Source organism: Serratia sp. TSA_198.1, from assembly GCF_052686505.1.
Window position 1 is genome coordinate 1,578,848 of record NZ_JBQZFP010000001.1, and the last position, 20,321, is coordinate 1,599,168.

Genomic DNA, 20,321 nt, shown 5'->3' on the forward strand with positions numbered 1-20,321 from the left:
GGGGCCGCGCCTATGCCGGCCTCTTTGCCTTTGAGGTGCTCTATGACCCAACCCACTCCCCTTTGCCCCAATCGCATGCAGGTACACTCGATCCGGCAAGAAACTGCCGACGTTTGGACGCTGAACCTGATCTGCGACGTTTTTTACCCTTATCAGGCCGGCCAGTTTGCGCTGGTCAGCATCCGCAATACCGAAGAAACGCTGCGCGCCTATACGCTGTCTTCCTCACCCGGCCAAAGCCGTTTTCTCAGCATCAGCGTGCGCTGCCTGCCGGACGGCGCGGGCTCGCGCTGGCTGACGCAGGAGGTCAAACCCGGTAACACCCTGTGGCTGTCCGATGCGCAGGGAGAGTTCAGTTGCGAACGGCACCCGGCCGATCGTTACCTGATGCTGGCGGCCGGCTGTGGCGTTACGCCGATTATCTCCATGTGTCGCTGGTTGGTAGCCAATCGTCCGGCCTGCGATATTGCCGTGATCTTTAACGTACGTACCCCTGCCGATACGATTTTTGCCGAACAATGGCGCGAGTTGTGCGCCGCGCATCCTCAACTGCAACTGACGCTGATGGCCGAACAGAATGCGCAACCGGGTTATCTCAGCGGACGGATAACGTTAGAAACCTTGCGACAGGCCGCGCCGGATATTGTCGAACGTACGGTGATGACCTGCGGCCCCGCGCCTTACATGACGCAGGCGGAGCAACTTTGCCGCCAGCTTGGCGTGCCGGCAGCCCGCTTCCACAAAGAACAGTTCCATACGCCGGCGGAAACGGACTCCGGGCAAGGCGAAGGACTAACGCTGCGCGCCGCCCGGCCGCTGCGCGAGTTCCGCGTACCGGTCGGTAGCTCGCTGCTGGCGGCAATGGAGGCCCACGCGCTGCCGGTTAACGCCGCCTGCCGCGCCGGGGTGTGCGGCTCGTGCAAAACCCGCATTCTCGACGGTGACTACACCACCACCAGCAGCATGACGCTCACCCCGGCCGAGATCGCCCAAGGGTATGTGCTGGCGTGCAGTTGCCAGTTGCAGGGCGACGTCACCCTCGCCTGATGCTTGCTGCCCCATCTCACCGATGGGGCATTTATCGGCAAGCACGTCCCGTATACCCCTTCTACACTTTCCCCTGTTCCGTGCGTTTTATTACGTCCATCTGAAAAAGACTTAACGATTCATACCCACTGGATTTCAAGTCGCAGCCCACAACGCTGTGGCATGAAAGATGACGGGTATCTTTATAATGTTTGGGGGAACTATGAAGCAAACCGTAGCCACACTGGTCGCCAAAACGCTGGAGCAGGCTGGCGTGAAACGCATTTGGGGCGTCACCGGCGATTCGCTCAACGGCCTTAGCGACAGCCTGCACCGCATGGGCACCATCGAATGGCTGGGCACACGCCACGAAGAGGTGGCCGCGTTTGCCGCCGGCGCAGAAGCCCAGCTCACCGGCCAGTTGGCGGTTTGCGCCGGCTCCTGCGGCCCGGGTAACCTGCACCTGATCAACGGCCTGTTCGACTGCCACCGCAACCACGTGCCGGTATTGGCGATTGCCGCGCATATTCCCTCCAGCGAAATCGGCAGCGGTTATTTCCAGGAAACCCACCCGCAAGAACTGTTTCGTGAATGCAGCCACTACTGTGAACTGGTCTCCAATCCGGAACAACTGCCGCGGGTGCTGGAAATCGCCATGCGTAAGGCGATCCTCAATCGTGGCGTGTCGGTGATCGTGCTGCCGGGCGACGTGGCGCTGCGCATGGCGCCGGAAGACGCCAGTATGGTCTGGCATACCCCGGCGCTGCCGCTGGTTCAACCGCCGATGAGCGAGCTGAACAAGCTGGCGGCCATACTGAATCAGGCGAAGAACATCACGCTGATGTGCGGCAGCGGCTGCGCCGGTTCGCATGACGAAGTGGTCAAGCTGGCCGAGCTGCTGCAAGCGCCGGTGGTCCACGCACTGCGCGGCAAAGAGCATATCGAATGGGACAACCCGTACAGCGTCGGCATGACCGGGTTGATCGGCTTTTCGTCCGGCTACCACGCGATGATGAACGCCGATACCCTGGTGCTGCTCGGCACCCAGTTCCCGTACCGCGCGTTCTACCCGACCAACGCCAACATCATTCAGATCGACATCAACCCCGGCAGCATCGGCGCGCATTGCCCGGTCAACATGGCGCTGGTGGGCGATATCCACACCACCCTCACCGCCCTGCTGCCGCAACTGGAACCGAAGAGCGACCGCGCGTTTCTTGACAAGGCGCTGGAGCACTACCGCACTGCGCGCAAGGATCTCGATGGGCTGGCGAGCGCCAATGACGATCAGCCTATCCACCCGCAGTATCTGGCGCAGCAGATCAGCCAATACGCCAACGACGACGCCATCTTCACTTGCGACGTCGGCACACCGACAGTGTGGGCGGCACGCTACCTGAAAATGAACGGCAAACGCCGCCTGCTGGGTTCGTTCAACCACGGTTCGATGGCCAACGCCATGCCGCAGGCCATCGGCGCACAAGCCACCGAGCCGGGCAAGCAGGTGATCGCCCTGTGCGGCGACGGCGGTTTTACCATGCTGATGGGGGATTTCCTGTCGCTGACCCAGTTGAAATTGCCGGTCAAGATTGTGATCTTCAACAACAGCGTGCTGGGTTTTGTGGCCATGGAAATGAAGGCCGGTGGCTACCTGACCGACGGTACCGATCTGCACAACCCGGATTTTGCGGCGATTGCCAACGCCGCCGGCATCAAGGGCATTCGCGTCGAGAAGGCTTCGGATCTGGACGCTGCGCTGCAAGAAATGCTGGCGCACCCCGGCCCGGCCCTGTTGGATGTGGTGACCGCCAAACAGGAGCTGGCGATGCCGCCGCAGATCAAATTCGAACAGGCCAAAGGCTTCAGCCTGTATATGCTGCGCGCCATTATCAACGGCCGTGGCGACGAAGTGGTCGAACTGGCGAAAACCAACTGGTTACGTTAATAATCGTATCCTCTTTCCCATCACTATAACTATCCCCAATAGATTTCAAGTTGCAGCTAGGCGGCAAACATGTGAATCCCCAGGAGCTGACTCAAGTCAGTGACTGGGGTAAGCATGTGCAGCTAACAACGCTGCGGCTTGAAAGATGAAGGGGATAAAGGAGTTGTATGCTTATCGATTTACGCAGTGACACCGTGACCCGCCCCTGCGCCGCCATGCGCCAAGCCATGGCGCAGGCCGAAGTGGGCGATGACGTTTATGGCGATGATCCCACGGTAAACGCGCTGGAGGCGGAAGCGGTTCGTCTGTCCGGCAAGGAAGCGGCGCTGTTTCTGCCGAGCGGCACCCAGGCCAACCTGGTGGCGCTGTTGAGCCATTGTCAGCGCGGCGATGAGTATATTGTCGGCCAGCAGGCGCATAACTATAAATACGAGGCTGGCGGCGCGGCGGTGCTCGGCAGCATCCAGCCGCAGCCGATTGAGGCGAACCCGGACGGCACCCTGCCGCTGGACAAGGTAGCGGCGGCAATCAAACCCGATGACATTCACTTCGCCAGAACCCGTCTGCTGAGCCTGGAAAACACCATCAGCGGCCGCGTGCTGCCGCAGGAGTACCTGCAACAGGCCTGGCGGTTCACCCGCGAGCATCAATTGGCGCTGCACATCGACGGCGCGCGCATTTTCAATGCCGCCGTCGCGCTGAACCTGCCGCTGAAAGAGATTGTGCAATACTGCGACACCTTCACCATCTGCCTGTCGAAAGGGCTGGGCGCGCCGGTAGGTTCGCTGCTGTGCGGCAGTGAAGCCTTTATTCAGCGCGCCGTGCGCTGGCGCAAAATGACCGGCGGCGGCCTGCGCCAGGCCGGTATTCTGGCGGCAGCGGGTTTGTATGCGCTGGAGCATAACGTCGAACGGCTGCGCGATGACCACGACAACGCCAAATGGCTGGAACAGCAATTGCAGGGGATGGGCGTGGAGGTTGCTGAGCCGGGCGCACAAACCAACGTGCTGTACCTGCGCCAATCGCCAGAGCTGGCGGCAAAGCTGGGGCCGTGGATGCGAGAGCGTGGCGTGCTGATCAGCAGCGGGCCGCTGACGCGCATTCTGACCCATCTCGACGTCAGCCGTCAGGATCTGCAGCAAGTCGTCGATTTATGGCGGGAGTTCCTCCGCCAGCATGCCTGAACCCTGACCCGAACGGGGCGCTACTGCGCCCCGCCTTCAGATAATCCAGCGGCCGTAAACCCAGTACCAGATCCCCAGCGTCGCCACCAGGTTCAGCACCACGCTGAGGATAAACCAGGTTTTGAACGGCTGTTTCTGAGTTTTATGGCGAAACAGCTGCTGTGCGACTATCGCGCCAATCCATCCCCCCACCAGCCCAAACACCAACAAGGTGCTTTCCGGCACCCGTTGCCAGCCCTTGCGCGCAGCAAACTTATCCGCGCCGTACACCAGCAACGTCAGCAGGTTGGCCAACAGCCACCACATCCCAATCGGATGCAGGAAAAACAGGCTGGCGACTAAAGCCAGGCCCAACAGGGCATAACAAACAGCATTCAGTTTCATATCATCCGGCTTATCACAGGCAAACGGCCCGTAGTGTGACCCCGCCTCATGGCAGATGCAACTCCCTCATAACCACACAAAAAGTGCATTTAAACGCCAGGTTTGGCATTCTGTCACCGACTTTCACTGCATAAGGCAGCGCTGATGACACCCCAACGCGTATTGGTTCTCGGAGCCAGCGGCTACATTGGCCAGAACCTGATCCCTCACCTGATCGAGCAGGGACATACCATTACCGCCGCCGCGCGCCGTCTGGAATGGTTGCAGGACCAGAACTGGCCGCAGGTTAACTGCCACTATGTCGACGTTTATCGCCCGGAAACCCTGGGCGCCGCGCTATGGGATATAGATACCCTTTATTATCTTATCCACGGTATGGGCGACGGTGATGACTTTATAGAAAAGGAACGCCAGGCGGCGGAAAACCTGCGCGATGCGCTGCGCAGCTCCGGCGTCAAACAGGTCATTTTTCTCGGTGCCCTGCAGCCGACCGGCGACAGTTCGCCGCACCTGGTGGCACGCAAGCTAACCGGCGAGATACTGCGCCAAAGCGGCATCCCGGTCACCGAATTGCGCGCCAGTATTATCGTCGGCCCAGGTTCGGCGGCGTTCGAAGTGATGCGCGATATGGTCTACAACCTGCCGGTGCTGACGCCGCCGCGCTGGGTGCGCTCTAAATCTTCGCCGGTGGCGCTGGAAAACCTGCTGGTGTATCTGGCCGACCTGCTGGCGCATCCGGCGGAAGAAAATCGCATTTTTGACGTCGCCGGGCCGGAATATATCAGCTACCAGACGATGTTTGAGCGTTTCATCAGGATCAGCGGCAAGAAGCGCTGGCTGATCCCCATTCCCCTGCCCACGCGCTTTATTTCCGTCTGGTTTATCAGCCTGATCACCTCCGTGCCCACGTCCATCGCCAGCGCGCTGATTCAAGGCCTGAACCACGATCTGCCCGCCGACGGGAAACCGTTGCAAGCACTGATCCCGCAAACGCTGCAAACCTTCGATGAGGCGGTACGCGAAACCCTGCGCCGCGAGAAGGAGGTGGTCGACTCCGCCGACTGGGGCTACGATCCGGAGGCGCGGGCGCGCTGGCGGCCGGGCTATGGTTTCTATCCCAAGCAGGCGGGTTGCACGCTGGAAACCCACGCGTCCAGCCAGGCCTTGTGGCACGTGGTGCAGCAATTGGGCGGCAAAGAGGGGTATTTCTATGCCAACCTCCTGTGGCAGATCCGCGCCCGCATGGACGATATGATCGGCAATCGGGTGGTGTATGGCCGCCCGCCACGCGATACGCTGGCAGTGGGCGATCTGGTCGACGGTTGGAAAGTGATCACTCTCAAGCCGCTACGTCAACTGGCGCTCTTGTTCGGCATGAAAGCGCCCGGCCTGGGGCGTTTAACCTTCACTATCAAAGATCACGGCGATCGCCGCAGCCTTGATGTCCGCGCTTGGTGGCATCCCGCCGGTTTCAGCGGGTTGCTGTACTGGTTCGCCATGATGCCCGCCCACCTGTTCATTTTTCGCGGCATGGCACGGCGTATTGCGAAGCTGGCCGAAGAGAACGAATACAATCTGCCGTGACCCGCTGCACGGCCTGATGTTCATTTGTCGATCAACCGCACAGTTTGCTGCTGCGGTTAGGTCCTTTCCGATTGCATAGCGCACGAAATCACGGAAGAATGGCATCTTATTTGCTGGGGTGCCGCTGACGGCCTTCAGCATTCTGATTTTTGGCGAGAATAGAGTTCGTTATGAAGGTATTGGTCACCGGTGCAACCAGTGGGTTAGGCCGTAACGCCGTTGAATATCTCCGCCGCCAGGGCATAAAAGTACGCGCCACCGGCCGTAACCAGGCCATGGGCAGTTTGCTGGAAAAAATGGGCGCGGAATTCATTCATGCCGATCTCACCAACCTGATCTCGTCGCAGGCCAAAGCGATGCTGGCCGAGGTGGACGTGCTGTGGCATTGCTCCAGTTTTACCTCCCCCTGGGGCACCGAAGAGGCGTTTGAGCTGGCCAACGTGCGCGCCACCCGTCGCCTGGGCGAGTGGGCGGCGGCCTACGGCGTTTCGCAGTTTATCCATATCTCTTCGCCGGCGATTTATTTCGATTATCATCACCATCGCAACATTACCGAAGACTTCCGGCCGGCGCGCTACGCCAACGAGTTTGCACGCAGCAAGGCCGCCGGCGAACAGGTGATCCAGCAGCTGGCGCTGTCCAACCCGCAGACCCACTTCACCATCCTGCGCCCTCAGGGGCTGTTTGGCCCTCACGACAAAGTGATGTTGCCGCGCCTGCTGCAGATGATTAAGCATTACGGCAACCTGCTGCTGCCGCGCGGCGGTGAAGCGCTGGTGGACATGACTTATCTGGAGAACGCGGTACACGCCATGTGGCTGGCGACCCAAAAAGAGGATACGCCGTCCGGGCGCGCCTACAACATCACCAACCAGCAGGCACGCCCGCTGCGCAGCGTGGTACAGCAGTTGATCGACGAACTGGGCATGAAATGCCGGATCCGCTCGGTGCCCTACCCGATGCTGGATATGATGGCCCGCGGCATGGAGAAGCTCGGCAGTAAAAGCGAGAAAGAACCGGTGCTCACCCATTATGGCGTCGCCAAGCTCAATTTTGATCTGACGCTGGATACCACCCGCGCGCAGCAGGAACTGAGTTATCAGCCGATTGTTTCGCTGGATGAAGGCATTACCCGCACCGCCCGCTGGCTGAAAGAACACGGCAAGCTGTACGGCCTGTAATCAACGCGCCGCACCGTACTTCTGCAGCAACGCATCGACAATCGCCTCGCTTTCAGCATCCGGCTCACCGCGAAAATCGCTGGGCCGGAAATGCATCTGGAACGCCGCCAACAGGTTTCGTTGTTGCCGTGCATCCCACAGCGCATCGACGCCATACCCGTAGCGCGCCAGCTTTTCCAGCAGCGGCGCCAACGGCACCGCCGCATGGCGATCACGCCCCGCCAATCGCCTTTGCACCTCTGCCGCGTCCGGCCAGGCGCCGATCCCCGCTTCTGCCAGTTGCTGCCAGGGAAAGAGCGGGCCGGGATCCTGCTTGCGTTGCGGCGCTATATCGCTGTGCCCCACCACGTCGGTCGGCTGAATGCCGTAGCGCTGAATGATATCCCGGCTTAGCGGGATCAACAGCGCGATTTGCTCCGACGTATACGGCTGCCAGTGGGTAAACAGCATGCGGCGGCTGAACCCGCGATTGACGATTTCAATGCCTATAGAGGTGTCATTCAGGCTGGTACGACCGCGCCAATAGCTGGCCCCGGCGTGCCATGCGCGCAACGCTTCCGGCACCAGTTGAAAGGCAACCGGTTTGCCCTGTTCGCGCAGCGGATGCGCCGGCAGCAGGTAATGTGCGCTGACGTGTTCATCCGTCAGGGTTTTCAACGAAGAATGAAAATCTTCCGCCGTGTAGTGCATCACCAGAAAACGGATGCGCTGGTCGGCGCCTTGCGCCTGATGCAGAGTTTCAAGCTGGTAGCCGCCGCGATCGACGGTGGTACCCTGCGGTGCAGTTTGGCAGCCGGCAAGCAGCGTGGCGGCAATGATCCCTGGCCAAATTTTCACGTATCCCTCCCCCTGGGTCAGATCCCCACATTTGTAACTCAGGTTGATTAACTTGTATCCAATAATCCAGTTAATCAATAAATGATGACAGACCCGCCAGATGTGCAAGCGAGTATTGCTCAGCACTGGCAGCCCGCCCCACAGGTGATAGCCTCATCATATTACCTGTGCCGAAATAAGCGAATAAACCATGCGCAAATCGAAGTGTTTAACCGGGTTGATCTGTATCGCTCTGCTGCCGCTCAGCGGTTGCGATCAGAAAAGTGTCGCCGGCGTAATGGGTGTAACCCAGCCCGCCGCTGCACCTGCCTATACGCCGCTAAGCGCCGATCAACTCTATCAGTTGGTGAGCCCGGTAGCGCTGTTCCCCGACAAGCTACTGGCCCAGGTGTTGGCCGGTGCGGGTTATCCCGATCAAATCAGCGCCGCAGATAATTGGCTGGCGCAGAACCGCAGCCTGCAACCGGCGGCGCTCGCCACGGCCGCAGACGCCCAACCCTGGGATCCCAGCGTTCGCAGCCTGGTACAATTCCCTGACGTGCTGGACCAAATGGCGAAAAACCTTCCCTGGACCAGTGCGCTGGGCAATGCTTACGTCAACGATCCCACCGACGTAATGAACGCTATCCAGGTAATGCGCCAACGCGCGGCGAACAAAGGCACGCTGAAAAACTCCCCTCAACAACGGGTGGTGCTTGCACCGGCTACGCACGCTCTCCAGCAGCAACCCTATCAACAAACCGTGGTCACCGCGCCCGATCGGGTGATTGTGATTGAACCCAGCCAGCCGGATGTGGTTTATGTGCCGCGTTACGATCCCTGGGTGGCCTACGGCGAAACGGTGCCGAGCTACCCCGGCTATCGCTATCAACCGGCCTCTGGCTACAGCGGTGGGGATATGCTGGCGGCCGGCGTTATCAGCTTTGGTGTCGGCATCGCGGTCGGCGCCTTGATCAATCAGCACGACAACAGCTGGCATAACTGGGATGTGCACTGGGGCGATCGGCGTCAACCGGTGATTTACAACAATGCGCCTTATATATCGCGCTCCACCACTGTGATTAATCACGTTACCAATATCAATCAGTACAATAATGTGAACCGCACCAATACCCTGAATAACTACAATACGCGGGTGAATCAGGCGCCGCATTTCGTTCCGACCACGCCAACGGCAGAGCACCCGGCGCCGAATTTTGCCACCATAGCAAAACCGCACTTTGCCCCCCAGCAGGCAGGCAACGCTCATCCACCGGCAGGAATGCCGGCCTTCACCCCTTCAGCGCCTCCGGCACCCCGCCCGGTAACGCAGCCCTCCGTCGTCCATCAGCCGATGAGCATGCCAAACTTTAACCATTCTGCCCCTGCGGCAATGCCACAACATCCGCGGACGGAAACGCCACCACCGCGTCAGGCGGATAACCGGGCAACGCATCAGCCTGCGCCATTGGCAGCGGCTCCTCATCCGGCCTACGCGCCTTCACCGACGGTCAGGCCGGTGAGTCATGCTATTGCGCCACCGGTAATGAATCGACCTACGCCGATGCAACAGCATCAACCCCCGTTGCGTCAACCGCAGGAGCAACACCCAATACCCGTGGCAAAACCACAGGAACAGCATCTGATACCCGCGGCAAAACCACAGGAACAGCATCTGATACCCGCGGCAAAACCGCAGGAACATCGCCCGCTGAAGCCTGAAGAACACAAGGTGGGATAAATAGACTGCGCCCCGACAATTTGCCGGGGCGTTTCATAAAATGCGGGTTAGCGGCTGACTTTCACTGCGGTGCCGCTGACGGTCACCATCAGCATGCTGCTGTCTTTGCCCACGGTTTCGTAGTCGATATCAATGCCGACCACCGCGTTGGCACCCAGCTCTTTCGCCTGTTCTTCCAGCTCCTGGAAAGCGATCAAGCGAGCTTTACGCAGTTCTTTCTCGTAAGCGCCGGAGCGGCCGCCGACGATATCGCGCACGCCGGCGAAGAAATCTCGAAAAATATTGGCGCCGAGAATCGCCTCGCCGGTGACGACACCGCAGTATTCGGTAATGGTAAACCCTTCCAGGGTCGGGGTGGTTGAAAGCTGCATCAGAACTCCTTGTTTGATTCGCTGATTACGCTTCTAAGACCACAAGTTTACTCATATGTTCTTAATATAATATGCAATAAACACATTACTCATGCGCATACCCAAGCGCTTCTATTTAAACAAGGGCAAATTGCCGGTCAGCCTGGTGATTTTTTTCTTCGGCCCGACCAGCCCAATCGCCACCAGCTCAATATGTTCGCTGTTAACGGCTGAGATCCGTTCGCCATATTCGTCATAGGTCCGACACGATTGAGCCAAGGCGCTGAATGGCATGCTGTAAATGTCTTCATCGTCGCCCGCGCTGTTCAACAATGCCTGAATCGTGGCGTTAGGCGCTCGCAAGACCGGCAGCGGCGCATAAATGACACCGGGATAGCGCACGCCATCGCCGCTGGATAAATCCGGCCCGACCAAATTCTCGAACGTCTTGCCAAAACTGATACCGATCACGCTGGCGGCGTTCATCGCCAACCCTACCGCCAACGCTTCATCGATCACGATGGTGCATTTATGTCTGGACGCGTCAAACTGCATACTCTCCCCCATAAAATCAACTCGCCTGAATGGCCGCCCTGTCTGGAATAGCTCACTTCTCGGCAAATATTATGCCACTTCAGGGGAGGAAATAATGACCTGCTTGCGTTGAAGAAAGGCATGATTAAGGTAAAACTTACCTATTCAGCATCGTTTAAAGAAATAAAATGAACAAAAACCCGTTATCTCAGACAGACATTAAAATTCTCGCGGCCCTGCAACAGGACGCACGCATCACTAACCAAACCCTGGCCGATGAACTGGGCATGTCCGCGTCGCCCTGCTGGCGAAAAGTACGGAAACTGGAAGAGGACGACGTTATCCAGGGGTATCGGGCCGTGCTGGACCGACGCAAAATCGGGCTGGGGGTGATGGTGTTTATCCGCGTAAGCATCGACAGCCACAGCGAGGCGGAAGCGAGAAAATTTGAACGAGAAGTCATCGAATTAGAAGACGTGGTGGCCTGCTACAGTATTGGGGGAGATGCCGACTTTCTCCTGCAGGTTGTCGCCGGCGATTTGGATACCTATGCCGACTTTTCCATGTCGGTGATCCGTCGTCTGCCTGGCATCAAAGAGATGCAGAGCATGTTTGTGCTCAAGGAAATCAAACCCTTTGTGGCGTTCCCGATCAAGAAATAAAGCGGCGCGACGGCAGGAAAGTGCAGCATCTGATAAACCGCCAACCTATTTTGGTGATAAAGTTTTCTGCGTATAAACTGTAAGTTATCGTTCTTCATGGTAGAGACTTTCACATAAGGTAATGAGATGAAAACAAAAACGATTGCGGCTGTTTTTCCCTTAGCGCTGTTATTGAGTGCCTGTACCACCGTCGATCCGGCATTCAAGGATATCGGCACCCGTACCGGCGGTTGTGTGGAAGGCGGCCCGGATACGGTCGCACAGAAATTTTACGATCTGCGCCTGCAACAAGGCCCTGCGGCTTCCCTGCCGGACAGCAACCGTCTGGCACAGTTGCAGCCTTATCTGAGTAAGGTGCTGTACCAGGATCTGGTCGCCGCCAATCAAAACCCGGGCAAGCATCAGGTAACCGGCGATCTGTTCTCCGGCAATGCCCAGGGGGCGGCCAGCGCCACCGTCGCCAGCGCGTCTACCATTCCTAATACCGATGCGAAAAATATCCCGCTGCGGGTTCAATTGAGCCACCAGAAAGACGGCGGCAGTGCGGTCAACTGGCAAGATGAGGTGCTGATGGTGCGTGAAGGCACCTGTTGGGTCGTGGATGATATCCGCTACCTGAACGTACCTCCGCACGCCGCCAGCGGCACATTGCGCCAGGTGCTGGAAAACCAGTAAGCCCCCCGCCACCGGCGCTCTTCGGCGTCGGTGGACAAATGCCTTGATTGCGCTCAAAGTTCGCTCAACTTAAGAAATTTCGCTACATACCTCACAGCATGCACGACAAATCCCCCCTTCGAACCTGAGTCGCGGTATCTTGTGCTATTCTTTTACTATTCTGCCGCGCAGTAATAAATTTTAACGCACAAAGATTGCATAAGTATTCTGTGGAAGTTAACATTCGCGGCATCAATATCTATTCAATTCTGGCGCATGAGCATTCAACTTAACGGTATCAACTGCTATTACGGCGCACATCAGGCGCTGTTTGACATCACGCTGGATTGCCCAGCAGGGGAAACTTTGGTGCTGCTTGGTCCAAGCGGCGCCGGGAAAAGCTCATTGCTGCGGGTGTTGAACCTGCTGGAAATGCCGCGTTCGGGCCAATTGCAGATCGCCGGCAACCAATTCGATTTCAAACAGGCGCCGGGCGAAAAAGCCATTCGCGAGCTGCGTCAGAACGTTGGCATGGTGTTCCAGCAATACAACCTCTGGCCACACCTCACCGTGGTGCAGAACCTGATCGAGGCGCCATGTCGCGTGTTGTGCCTGTCCAAGGCGCAGGCGATGGAGCGCGCGGACAAACTGCTGAAGCGTTTGCGCCTGACCGACTTTGCCGATCGTTTCCCGTTGCACCTTTCCGGCGGCCAGCAACAGCGTGTGGCGATTGCCCGAGCGTTGATGATGGAGCCACAGGTACTGCTGTTCGATGAACCGACCGCCGCGCTGGATCCTGAAATTACCGCCCAGATCGTCAGCATCATTCGCGAATTGGCCGGCACCGGGATCACCCAGGTGATTGTGACCCACGAAGTGGAAGTGGCGCGCAAGACCGCCAGCCGCGTGGTGTACATGGAAAACGGTCGCGTGGTGGAACAGGGCGACGCCAGTCATTTTGCACAGCCGCAGACCACCGAGTTTGCCAATTACTTATCACACTAATAATTTTACTTGCTGTAATTTGGGGAGTTTGCGATGAAAAAACTAATAATCGCCGCCGTTCTGGCCGGCATCAGCGTTTCCGCCTCTGCAGCCGAAACGATCCGTTTCGCTACCGAAGCGTCATATCCTCCATTTGAATTTATTGACGCCGGCAACAAGATCCAGGGCTTTGACGTCGATCTGGCCAATGCGCTGTGTAAAGAGATCCAGGCCGACTGTACCTTCACCAATCAGGCCTTCGACAGCCTGATCCCAAGCCTGAAGTTCAAGCGCTTCGACGCGGTCATGGCCGGTATGGACATCACGCCTGAGCGTGAAAAACAGGTGCTGTTCACCAAGCCGTATTACGACAACTCCGCCCTGTTTGTCGCGCAGAAAGGCAAAGTGGCTGACGTTGCTGTGCTGAAAGGCAAAAAAGTGGGCGTGCAAAATGGCACCACCCATCAAAAATACCTGACCGACAAACACCCGGAAATCACGACCGTGCCTTATGACAGCTATCAGAATGCCATTCTGGATCTGAAAAATGGCCGCGTTGACGCGGTATTCGGTGACACTGCGGTGGTCAACGAATGGCTGAAACAAAACGCTGCGCTGGTGGCGGTAGGCGATAAAGTGACGGACAAAGATTACTTCGGCACCGGTCTGGGCATTGCCGTGCGTCAGAAAAATACCGAGTTGCAGGGCAAGTTCAATGCGGCTCTGGACAAAATCAAGCAGGATGGGACTTACGAAACCATCTACAAAAAATGGTTCCAGCAGTAATCAACCCCGATGAATGAAATTCAACCTCTAGCAAGCGCCGCCGGGATGACCGTCGGCCTTGCCGTTTGCGCCCTTATCCTCGGGCTGATCCTGGCGATGCTGTTTGCCGTCTGGGAATCGTCACGCTGGAAAGTGGTCAGTTGGCTCGGCACTGCCTGGGTCACGCTGCTGCGCGGCCTGCCGGAAATTCTGGTGGTGCTGTTTATCTATTTCGGTTCGTCGCAGCTGCTGTTGATGCTGTCCGACGGCTTCACCCTGAATTTCGGCCTGTTCCAACTGCCCATTCAACTGGCGATCGATAACTTTGAAGTCAGCCCATTCCTGTGCGGCGTGATCGCGCTCGCCCTGCTCTATTCGGCTTATGCGTCGCAGACGCTGCGCGGGGCATTGAAGGCCGTGCCGCAGGGCCAATGGGAATCCGGACAGGCGCTCGGGATGAGTACGGCGGCCATTTTCTTTCGCCTGATCATGCCGCAGATGTGGCGCCATGCGCTGCCCGGCCTCGGCAACCAATGGCTGGTATTGCTGAAAGATACCGCGCTGGTGTCATTGATCAGCGTTAACGATCTGATGTTGCAAACCAAGAGCATCGCCACCCGCACCCAGGAGCCTTTTACCTGGTACGTCATTGCGGCGGCTATCTATCTGGTCGTCACCCTGTTCAGCCAATACGCCCTCAAACGCATCGAACTGCGTACCACGCGTTTTGAGCGGGGGCCTGTCTGATGCTTGAGTTCTTGCCGGAAATTATCAAAGGGCTGCACACCAGCCTGACGCTGACCATCACCGCGCTGATTGTGGCATTGGTGTTGTCGCTGCTGCTGACGGTGATCCTGACGCTGAAAACGCCGATCCTGACGCCGCTCGTGAAGATCTATATCACGCTGTTCACCGGCACCCCGCTGCTGGTGCAGATATTCCTGATCTACTATGGCCCCGGCCAGTTCCCGGCGATCCGTGAGTATCCGTGGTTATGGAACCTGCTGTCGCAGCCGTGGCTGTGCGCGATGATCGCGCTGGCGCTGAACAGCGCGGCCTACACCACCCAGCTGTTTTACGGTGCGGTGCGGGCGATCCCGGCCGGTCAATGGCAATCCTGCGAAGCGCTGGGCATGTCACGCTCACAGTCGCTGCGCATTCTGCTGCCTTTCGCCTTCAAGCGCGCGCTGTCGTCCTACTCCAACGAAGTGGTTCTGGTGTTCAAAAGCACCTCGCTGGCTTATACCATTACCTTGATGGAAGTGATGGGCTACAGCCAACTGATGTATGGCCGCACCTATGACGTGATGGTATTTGGCGCCGCCGGTCTGGTGTATTTGTGCGTCAATGGCCTGCTGACGTTGTTGATGCGTATCGTCGAGCGGCGTGCGCTGGCGTTCGAACGCCGCAACTGAGTGATCGGCCAGTCAGTCTAAAAGCCCTGCCTTCGCGCAGGGCTTTTTATTTCCGCTGTACTTTTTTAATCATTTATATTGCATACCAATTCATTAAGTGGCAGGGTAAACGCCAGCGACCACCGCGAGAACCTTTGGGTTATTGTCAGTAAAATCAAGCGGTGGCGCGATAAAAACACGCAGACTTGCAGACAGGAGCTTTACGCATGAAAAAACTATTACTTGCCGCGACGGTACTGGCCGGGATCGCCTTCAACGCCGGCGCTGCCGACACCATTCGCTTCGCCGCTTCCGCCACCTATCCGCCGTTCGAATCACTGGATGCCAGCAATAAAATCGTCGGTTTTGATATCGATCTGGCTAACGCGCTGTGCAAACAAATGAAAGCGGAATGCACCTTCACCAACCAGGCGTTCGACAGCCTGATCGCCGCGCTGAAATTCAAAAAATACGATGCGGTGATCTCAGGTATGGATATCACGCCGGAGCGCAGCAAACAGGTCGCCTTCACCCAGCCGTACTACGCCAACTCGGCGATTGTGATCGCCGAGAAAGGAAAATTCAGCTCGCTGGCCGATCTGAAAGGCAAAAAGGTGGGTATGGAGAACGGCACCACTCACCAGAAATACATGCAAGACAAGCACCCGGAGATTAACACCGTCTCTTACGACAGCTACCAAAATGCCATTCTCGAGCTGAAAAATGGCCGTATCGACGGCGTATTCGGCGATACCGCCGTGGTGAACGAATGGCTGAAGAACAACCCTCAACTGGCGCCGGTAGGCGAGCACGTCACCGACGCGCAGTACTTCGGCACCGGTCTGGGCATTGCGGTGCGTCCAGACAACAAGGCGCTGCTGGCCAAGCTGAACGCCGCGCTGGACGCCATCAAAGCCGACGGGACTTACAAGGCCATCAACGACAAGTGGTTCCCGCAGTAAGACGAAGACGACCAGGGCATGGAATACCCTGCCCTGCTTTGTTGCTTTTCAATAATTGCCTTTGGTATTAAATTTGATACCAAAGGCAATGCCATGATCGTTCAACCTATCCTCGCGAATTCAGCCGTCAGCATCAGTGATTTTAAAAAATCGCCTAACACTGCGCTCAAAGAAGCCAACGGGCAACCTGTGGCAGTACTTACCAATGGAAAGATCTCCGGCTATTACGTCTCCGGAAACGTGGGAAGCAATCTCTGAATATCTGGAAGATATTGAACTCGTAAAAACAGCCCGTTCACGGATGAGCGGCAAACGTATTAAGGTCAATCTGGATGACTTATAGCCTTGAATTCGAAGAACATACACTAAAGGAATTTAAGAAACTGGCCCCGGTACTTCGGGATCAATTCAAGAAAAAACTGGCCTACCGGATTGTTATAAAATAGAGCTTAAGGCTTCCGGCTACCGTCTGGTCTATCGCGTCATCGACGAGGAGATCGTGGTGCTGGTACTTTCGATAGGTAAGCGTGAACGCTCAGAGGCCTATACGGCTGCCAAAAAACGCCTTTAATGACGCACCAGCAGCGTCAATACTTCGTAATGGGCGGTATGCGGGAACATATCGAACAGCTGCACACGCTCGATGCGATAATCCGGCAGCCCTTCAATGTCTTTCGCCATGCTCTCGGCATTACAGCTTGAATACAGAATGTAGCCTGGCGCCATCTGGTTCAGGTAGTCGCACAGCGCCTGGCCGATACCGCGCCGTGGCGGATTGACCAGCACCAGCTGCGGCACGCTGCCTTCAGCGGTGGCAAAACGCGTGGAGTCCAACGCCTGGAAACTGACGTGCTGCAACCCCAACGTTTCCGCCGACTGGCGTGCGCAAGCGATGGCTTCGGCGCTGATTTCAATGCCGGTGAGCCGGGTTTCCGGCTGCGCGCAGTGCAGGCCAAACCCACCCACGCCGCAGAACAGATCCCACATGCTGTCGATACCCAGCGCCCTAACCCAGTCGCGCGCGGTAGCGTACAATTTGGCCGCCACCTGGGGATTGGTCTGGAAGAAGCTTTGCGGGCGGATATACAGCGGCACCTGATTAAACTGCTCCTCCAGCGCCTGCTGCTCAGTCAGCGGGATCTCGCGATCCCCTTCCATAATCGCCATATGTACCGGCTGAATATTGGCGGAAATCACCCTGAGCTGCGGTAATTGTTGCTGTAGCCACGGCAATGCGGCGCGAAGTTGCGCCAGTTTGCTATCCGAACGCAGTACAAAGCGCAGCATTACGCCGCCGCTGTGGGTGCTTTCGGTCAACAACAGGTACTTCAATTCGCCACGTTTGCGCGCCACGTTATACGGCGTCAGGCCGGCGCGGGCAATAAAGCTTTTCAACACCACGAACATGGGTTCAAAGCTGGCGGGATACAACGGGCAAGCACTCAGATCGACCGGCGTGCCGTCGCGATGCAGCATGCCGAGCAGCGGGCGCTCTACGCTGCCGCTGACCACCATTTTGGCTTTATTGCGAAAAGCGCTCTGCTCGCCGGCAAGCGGTTCCAGCCATTGGGCGACATCACGCCCGGCCAGCAGCGATTGCAGGTGATGCTGTTTGTCCGTCAGTTGCTGCGGATAAGGTTTTTCCAGCCACTGACAGGAACGGCAGGTTACTGCCGTATACAAAGCGCAATGCATAAAGATGACCCTGTAAGTTCGGGGTGAATAATTAAGGGCGCAGAGTTTAGCACTCTGCGCCCTTAAAGTCTTAATCGCGGGCGGCAAAATACCGGCGGCTGGTGACGGGAACAAACAGTAACGCCAGGATAACCGCGTCGGGAATTTTTTGCAGGATCAGGACATGCAGGATCTGGCTGCTGGTTTCCCCTTCAACGGTAAAAACCTCCGGCAAAAAGCTGCCAATGGTCGCCAACAGCAAATAGCCAACCACCAGACACTGGCAAATCACGTAGCCCCAGCGCCCCCAATTGCGGCCGCGCATCACCGCAAAACCGCAGCTGATTTGCAGGCACAGCAACAGCAGGCCGGCCAGAAAGATAAACGTGGAATCCCAGGCCTGAGCGCTGGTACTGACAAACTCCTGAGTGCCGTCGACACCCAGTTCCCCCAACAGCAACAGCACGCTGATGCATTTGATAGCCACCATTGCCGTCCCGGCCACCATCACCGGTACTGGCGCATCTGAAGTCGATCTCATTCCCTGCCTGCTGTTCAGCATGTCTGACATATCCGTGTATACAACCAAACGCCGCCTATTCAGGCGGCATATATAAAGTCAGGTAATCAATTGCAATACCAATAATTGCAAAAATAGCAGGTTTGAACCGAATCAGCTACGGGCGGCCTTTTGTAATTCGCGCGATCGCTGTTTTTCCGAGCGCGCCATAAACCACCAGGCAATCAAACCGATAATCCCCACCACCAGCAGAATCAAACTCGCCAGGGCGTTGATTTCCGGATTTACCCCCATGCGCACGCTGGAGAACACCAGCATCGGCAAGGTAGTCGCGCCCGGCCCGGCAACGAAGCTGGCGATAACCAGATCATCCAACGACAGAGTGAACGCCAGCATCCAGCCGGCAACCAGCGCCGGGGCAATCATCGGCAGCGTGATCACGAAGAACACTTTTAGCGGCGTCGCGCCCAGATCCATCGCCGCCTCTTCGATCGAGCGGTCCAGCTCACGCAGGCGCGAACTGATCACCACCGAAACATAGGCGGTACAGAAGGTGACGTGCGCCAACCAGATGGTGAACATCCCGCGCTCCGACGGCCAGCCAAACGCGTGCCCCATCGCCACAAACAGCAGCAGCAGCGACAGGCCGGTGATCACGTCCGGCATGACCAGCGGCGCGGTCAGCATAAAGGCAAACCCCGTTGACCCGCGGAAACGGCCGAAACGCACCATCACCACGGCGGCAATCGCCCCCAGCACCACTGCGGCGGTCGCCGAAGCGGCCGCTATCGTCAGGCTTAGCCCAACGGCGCTGATCATCGCCGAATCATGGAACAGCTCTGAATACCAGCGCGTCGACCAACCGGCCCATACCGTCACCAGCTTGGAGCTGTTGAACGAGTAAATGACCAGCATCAGCATCGGCGCATACAGGAAGGTGAAACCTATCACCAGAATGGCGATACGCCACGGTGAACGCACTACCGGCAAGTTGTTCATCCCTGCCCCCCCATTTCCTTGTTCTGGTGCTTGTGGAACCAGAGAATAGGTACGATCAACAACAGCAGCATGACGGTGGCAACCGCCGAGGCCACCGGCCAGTCGCGGTTATTGAAGAACTCCTGCCACAGCACGCGGCCGATCATGATACTGTCCGGCCCGCCCAGCAGTTCCGGGATCACAAACTCGCCCACCGCCGGGATAAATACCAGCATCGAACCGGCGATGATACCGCCGCGCGTCAGCGGCACTATCACGCTAAAGAAGGTTTTCAACGGTTTGGCGCCCAGATCCAGCGAAGCCTCAACCAGCGAGTAATCCAGCCGGGTCAGTGCGGTATAAATGGGCAATACCATAAACGGCAGGTAGGAATACACCACGCCGATATACACCGCCAGATTGGTATGCAGGATCACCAACGGATGATCGATAACCCCCAACCACAGCAGAAAGTTGTTGAGGATACCGTTGTTTTTCAGGATCCCCATCCAGGCGTAAACGCGGATCAGGAACGAGGTCCACGACGGCAGGATCACCAGCAGCAGCAAAATGTTGCGGGTTGAAGATTTGCTGTGCGCCACCGCCCAGGCCAACGGGTAACCGATGATCAGGCAGCAAATCGTCGATACCGCCGCCACCTGCAACGATTGCAGATAGGCATCCAGATACAGCGGATCGTCGGTCAATTGCAGGTAGTTGGCAAAGTTGAGCGCGATATCCAGCTTGCCTTCCGCCCAGCTCATCAGATCGGTGTATGGCGGAACGGCCAACGCCAGCTCCGACAGGCTGATCTTGAACACAATCAAGAACGGCAGCAGGAACAGCAACATCAGCCACAGCAGCGGCACCGCAATCACCAGCTTGCGGCCATGGGCCATTTGCAGGCGCTGGAAAAACGCTTTGAGCGGGCCGGGGCCGTTAGCCGGCGGTTCCGACGGCGTGCGTTCAGAAAGCATTGTCAT

Annotated in this window: 21 protein-coding genes and 2 pseudogenes; 15 read left to right on the forward strand and 8 right to left on the reverse strand. The window is 57.5% G+C overall.

Annotated elements, in window-relative coordinates; translation table 11 throughout:
• Window positions 1–42 precede the first annotated feature (42 nt).
• From hcr to ltaE, 3 genes are all read left to right on the forward strand, one after another.
• A complete protein-coding gene (hcr, locus tag ACUTSW_RS07560) occupies window positions 43–1,047 on the forward strand; it encodes an NADH oxidoreductase (RefSeq protein ID WP_445584067.1) in 1,005 nt (334 codons plus the stop codon).
• Window positions 1,048–1,249: 202 nt separating this feature from the next.
• Window positions 1,250–2,971, forward strand: coding sequence for a ubiquinone-dependent pyruvate dehydrogenase (gene poxB, locus ACUTSW_RS07565; RefSeq protein ID WP_063202893.1), 1,722 nt, complete (start codon window positions 1,250–1,252; stop codon window positions 2,969–2,971).
• A 167-nt stretch (window positions 2,972–3,138) separates the two neighbouring features.
• Window positions 3,139–4,155 carry a low-specificity L-threonine aldolase gene (gene ltaE, locus ACUTSW_RS07570; RefSeq protein ID WP_445584068.1) on the forward strand — a complete coding sequence of 339 codons (1,017 nt, stop codon included), beginning with the start codon at window positions 3,139–3,141 and terminating at the stop codon, window positions 4,153–4,155.
• Between the two features lie 36 nt (window positions 4,156–4,191).
• On the opposite strand, the gene ACUTSW_RS07575 is transcribed toward ltaE, so the two are convergent.
• Window positions 4,192–4,539 (reverse strand): DUF1294 domain-containing protein, encoded by a 348-nt coding sequence (locus tag ACUTSW_RS07575; RefSeq protein WP_445584069.1) that lies wholly within the window; start codon window positions 4,537–4,539, stop codon window positions 4,192–4,194.
• A 144-nt stretch (window positions 4,540–4,683) separates the two neighbouring features.
• Here ACUTSW_RS07575 and ACUTSW_RS07580 point away from each other — a divergent pair, with 144 nt between their 5' ends.
• Together ACUTSW_RS07580 and ACUTSW_RS07585 are read left to right on the forward strand one after the other, a co-directional pair.
• The gene (locus ACUTSW_RS07580; protein WP_445584070.1) at window positions 4,684–6,123 is read left to right on the forward strand and encodes a DUF2867 domain-containing protein; all 1,440 of its coding nucleotides are present in this window, start codon (window positions 4,684–4,686) and stop codon (window positions 6,121–6,123) included.
• 170 nt (window positions 6,124–6,293) lie between these two features.
• Window positions 6,294–7,304: an NAD-dependent epimerase/dehydratase family protein gene (locus ACUTSW_RS07585; RefSeq protein ID WP_004942550.1), complete on the forward strand. Its 1,011-nt coding sequence runs from the start codon at window positions 6,294–6,296 to the stop codon at window positions 7,302–7,304.
• Here ACUTSW_RS07585 and ACUTSW_RS07590 read toward each other — a convergent pair whose 3' ends face one another.
• Window positions 7,305–8,141 (reverse strand): N-acetylmuramoyl-L-alanine amidase, encoded by an 837-nt coding sequence (locus tag ACUTSW_RS07590; protein WP_445584071.1) that lies wholly within the window; start codon window positions 8,139–8,141, stop codon window positions 7,305–7,307.
• Between the two features lie 190 nt (window positions 8,142–8,331).
• On the opposite strand from ACUTSW_RS07590, the gene ACUTSW_RS07595 reads away from it, so the two are divergent.
• Window positions 8,332–9,861: a DUF3300 domain-containing protein gene (locus tag ACUTSW_RS07595; RefSeq protein ID WP_445584072.1), complete on the forward strand. Its 1,530-nt coding sequence runs from the start codon at window positions 8,332–8,334 to the stop codon at window positions 9,859–9,861.
• Between the two features lie 47 nt (window positions 9,862–9,908).
• Here ACUTSW_RS07595 and ACUTSW_RS07600 read toward each other — a convergent pair whose 3' ends face one another.
• Together ACUTSW_RS07600 and ACUTSW_RS07605 are read right to left on the reverse strand one after the other, a co-directional pair.
• Window positions 9,909–10,232, reverse strand: coding sequence for a heavy metal-binding domain-containing protein (locus ACUTSW_RS07600; RefSeq protein ID WP_004942542.1), 324 nt, complete (start codon window positions 10,230–10,232; stop codon window positions 9,909–9,911).
• A 111-nt stretch (window positions 10,233–10,343) separates the two neighbouring features.
• Window positions 10,344–10,766, reverse strand: a complete 423-nt coding sequence (locus ACUTSW_RS07605) for a DUF2000 domain-containing protein (RefSeq protein ID WP_063199795.1) — start codon at window positions 10,764–10,766, stop codon at window positions 10,344–10,346.
• Window positions 10,767–10,933: 167 nt separating this feature from the next.
• On the opposite strand from ACUTSW_RS07605, the gene ACUTSW_RS07610 reads away from it, so the two are divergent.
• From ACUTSW_RS07610 to ACUTSW_RS07650, 9 genes and pseudogenes are all read left to right on the forward strand, one after another.
• Window positions 10,934–11,407, forward strand: coding sequence for an Lrp/AsnC family transcriptional regulator (locus tag ACUTSW_RS07610; protein WP_062870357.1), 474 nt, complete (start codon window positions 10,934–10,936; stop codon window positions 11,405–11,407).
• A 126-nt stretch (window positions 11,408–11,533) separates the two neighbouring features.
• Window positions 11,534–12,082: a lipoprotein gene (locus ACUTSW_RS07615; protein ID WP_445584073.1), complete on the forward strand. Its 549-nt coding sequence runs from the start codon at window positions 11,534–11,536 to the stop codon at window positions 12,080–12,082.
• A gap of 255 nt (window positions 12,083–12,337) precedes the next feature.
• On the forward strand, window positions 12,338–13,066 hold the full coding sequence (gene artP / locus ACUTSW_RS07620) for an arginine ABC transporter ATP-binding protein ArtP (protein ID WP_004942535.1): 729 nt from the start codon (window positions 12,338–12,340) through the stop codon (window positions 13,064–13,066).
• A gap of 33 nt (window positions 13,067–13,099) precedes the next feature.
• Window positions 13,100–13,831 carry an arginine ABC transporter substrate-binding protein gene (gene artJ / locus ACUTSW_RS07625; RefSeq protein WP_445584074.1) on the forward strand — a complete coding sequence of 244 codons (732 nt, stop codon included), beginning with the start codon at window positions 13,100–13,102 and terminating at the stop codon, window positions 13,829–13,831.
• A 9-nt stretch (window positions 13,832–13,840) separates the two neighbouring features.
• Window positions 13,841–14,557, forward strand: a complete 717-nt coding sequence (gene artQ / locus ACUTSW_RS07630) for an arginine ABC transporter permease ArtQ (protein ID WP_013812256.1) — start codon at window positions 13,841–13,843, stop codon at window positions 14,555–14,557.
• A complete protein-coding gene (artM, locus tag ACUTSW_RS07635) occupies window positions 14,557–15,225 on the forward strand; it encodes an arginine ABC transporter permease ArtM (RefSeq protein WP_004942528.1) in 669 nt (222 codons plus the stop codon). Before artQ ends, artM begins: the two co-directional genes overlap by 1 nt.
• 206 nt (window positions 15,226–15,431) lie before the next feature.
• On the forward strand, window positions 15,432–16,166 hold the full coding sequence (gene artJ, locus ACUTSW_RS07640) for an arginine ABC transporter substrate-binding protein (RefSeq protein ID WP_004942526.1): 735 nt from the start codon (window positions 15,432–15,434) through the stop codon (window positions 16,164–16,166).
• 93 nt (window positions 16,167–16,259) lie between these two features.
• Window positions 16,260–16,509, forward strand: a pseudogene (locus tag ACUTSW_RS07645) (prevent-host-death protein).
• Window positions 16,499–16,737 (forward strand): annotated as a pseudogene (locus ACUTSW_RS07650) (type II toxin-antitoxin system RelE family toxin). Before ACUTSW_RS07645 ends, ACUTSW_RS07650 begins: the two co-directional pseudogenes overlap by 11 nt.
• Here ACUTSW_RS07650 and rlmC read toward each other — a convergent pair.
• The 4 genes from rlmC to potH all read right to left on the reverse strand — a co-directional run bounded on the left by rlmC (window position 16,734) and on the right by potH (window position 20,321).
• Window positions 16,734–17,861: a 23S rRNA (uracil(747)-C(5))-methyltransferase RlmC gene (rlmC, locus tag ACUTSW_RS07655; protein WP_445584075.1), complete on the reverse strand. Its 1,128-nt coding sequence runs from the start codon at window positions 17,859–17,861 to the stop codon at window positions 16,734–16,736. The pseudogene ACUTSW_RS07650 and the gene rlmC overlap by 4 nt on opposite strands.
• Window positions 17,862–17,931: 70 nt before the next feature.
• Complete coding sequence (locus ACUTSW_RS07660; protein ID WP_004942523.1) at window positions 17,932–18,411, reverse strand: YbjO family protein; 480 nt, start codon at window positions 18,409–18,411, stop codon at window positions 17,932–17,934.
• 102 nt (window positions 18,412–18,513) lie between these two features.
• Entirely contained in the window at window positions 18,514–19,359 is an 846-nt protein-coding gene (gene potI, locus ACUTSW_RS07665) for a putrescine ABC transporter permease PotI (protein WP_006320894.1), read from the reverse strand.
• Window positions 19,356–20,321, reverse strand: a complete 966-nt coding sequence (gene potH, locus ACUTSW_RS07670) for a putrescine ABC transporter permease PotH (RefSeq protein WP_004942521.1) — start codon at window positions 20,319–20,321, stop codon at window positions 19,356–19,358. Before potH ends, potI begins: the two co-directional genes overlap by 4 nt.

What these genes read in the sequence shown, in the direction of transcription:
- artM (WP_004942528.1), top strand. Translation starts at nt 14,557, where the DNA reads ATGCTTGAGTTCTTGCCGGAAATTATCAAAGGGCTGCACACCAGCCTG.
- ACUTSW_RS07580 (WP_445584070.1), top strand. Translation starts at nt 4,684, where the DNA reads ATGACACCCCAACGCGTATTGGTTCTCGGAGCCAGCGGCTACATTGGC.
- potI (WP_006320894.1), bottom strand. Translation starts at nt 19,359, where the DNA reads ATGAACAACTTGCCGGTAGTGCGTTCACCGTGGCGTATCGCCATTCTG.
- ltaE (WP_445584068.1), top strand. Translation starts at nt 3,139, where the DNA reads ATGCTTATCGATTTACGCAGTGACACCGTGACCCGCCCCTGCGCCGCC.
- ACUTSW_RS07585 (WP_004942550.1), top strand. Translation starts at nt 6,294, where the DNA reads ATGAAGGTATTGGTCACCGGTGCAACCAGTGGGTTAGGCCGTAACGCC.
- ACUTSW_RS07610 (WP_062870357.1), top strand. Translation starts at nt 10,934, where the DNA reads ATGAACAAAAACCCGTTATCTCAGACAGACATTAAAATTCTCGCGGCC.
- artP (WP_004942535.1), top strand. Translation starts at nt 12,338, where the DNA reads ATGAGCATTCAACTTAACGGTATCAACTGCTATTACGGCGCACATCAG.
- artQ (WP_013812256.1), top strand. Translation starts at nt 13,841, where the DNA reads ATGAATGAAATTCAACCTCTAGCAAGCGCCGCCGGGATGACCGTCGGC.
- hcr (WP_445584067.1), top strand. Translation starts at nt 43, where the DNA reads ATGACCCAACCCACTCCCCTTTGCCCCAATCGCATGCAGGTACACTCG.
- ACUTSW_RS07600 (WP_004942542.1), bottom strand. Translation starts at nt 10,232, where the DNA reads ATGCAGCTTTCAACCACCCCGACCCTGGAAGGGTTTACCATTACCGAA.
- potH (WP_004942521.1), bottom strand. Translation starts at nt 20,321, where the DNA reads ATGACAATGCTTTCTGAACGCACGCCGTCGGAACCGCCGGCTAACGGC.
- poxB (WP_063202893.1), top strand. Translation starts at nt 1,250, where the DNA reads ATGAAGCAAACCGTAGCCACACTGGTCGCCAAAACGCTGGAGCAGGCT.
- artJ (WP_445584074.1), top strand. Translation starts at nt 13,100, where the DNA reads ATGAAAAAACTAATAATCGCCGCCGTTCTGGCCGGCATCAGCGTTTCC.
- artJ (WP_004942526.1), top strand. Translation starts at nt 15,432, where the DNA reads ATGAAAAAACTATTACTTGCCGCGACGGTACTGGCCGGGATCGCCTTC.
- ACUTSW_RS07575 (WP_445584069.1), bottom strand. Translation starts at nt 4,539, where the DNA reads ATGAAACTGAATGCTGTTTGTTATGCCCTGTTGGGCCTGGCTTTAGTC.
- ACUTSW_RS07660 (WP_004942523.1), bottom strand. Translation starts at nt 18,411, where the DNA reads ATGTCAGACATGCTGAACAGCAGGCAGGGAATGAGATCGACTTCAGAT.
- ACUTSW_RS07605 (WP_063199795.1), bottom strand. Translation starts at nt 10,766, where the DNA reads ATGCAGTTTGACGCGTCCAGACATAAATGCACCATCGTGATCGATGAA.
- rlmC (WP_445584075.1), bottom strand. Translation starts at nt 17,861, where the DNA reads ATGCATTGCGCTTTGTATACGGCAGTAACCTGCCGTTCCTGTCAGTGG.
- ACUTSW_RS07595 (WP_445584072.1), top strand. Translation starts at nt 8,332, where the DNA reads ATGCGCAAATCGAAGTGTTTAACCGGGTTGATCTGTATCGCTCTGCTG.
- ACUTSW_RS07615 (WP_445584073.1), top strand. Translation starts at nt 11,534, where the DNA reads ATGAAAACAAAAACGATTGCGGCTGTTTTTCCCTTAGCGCTGTTATTG.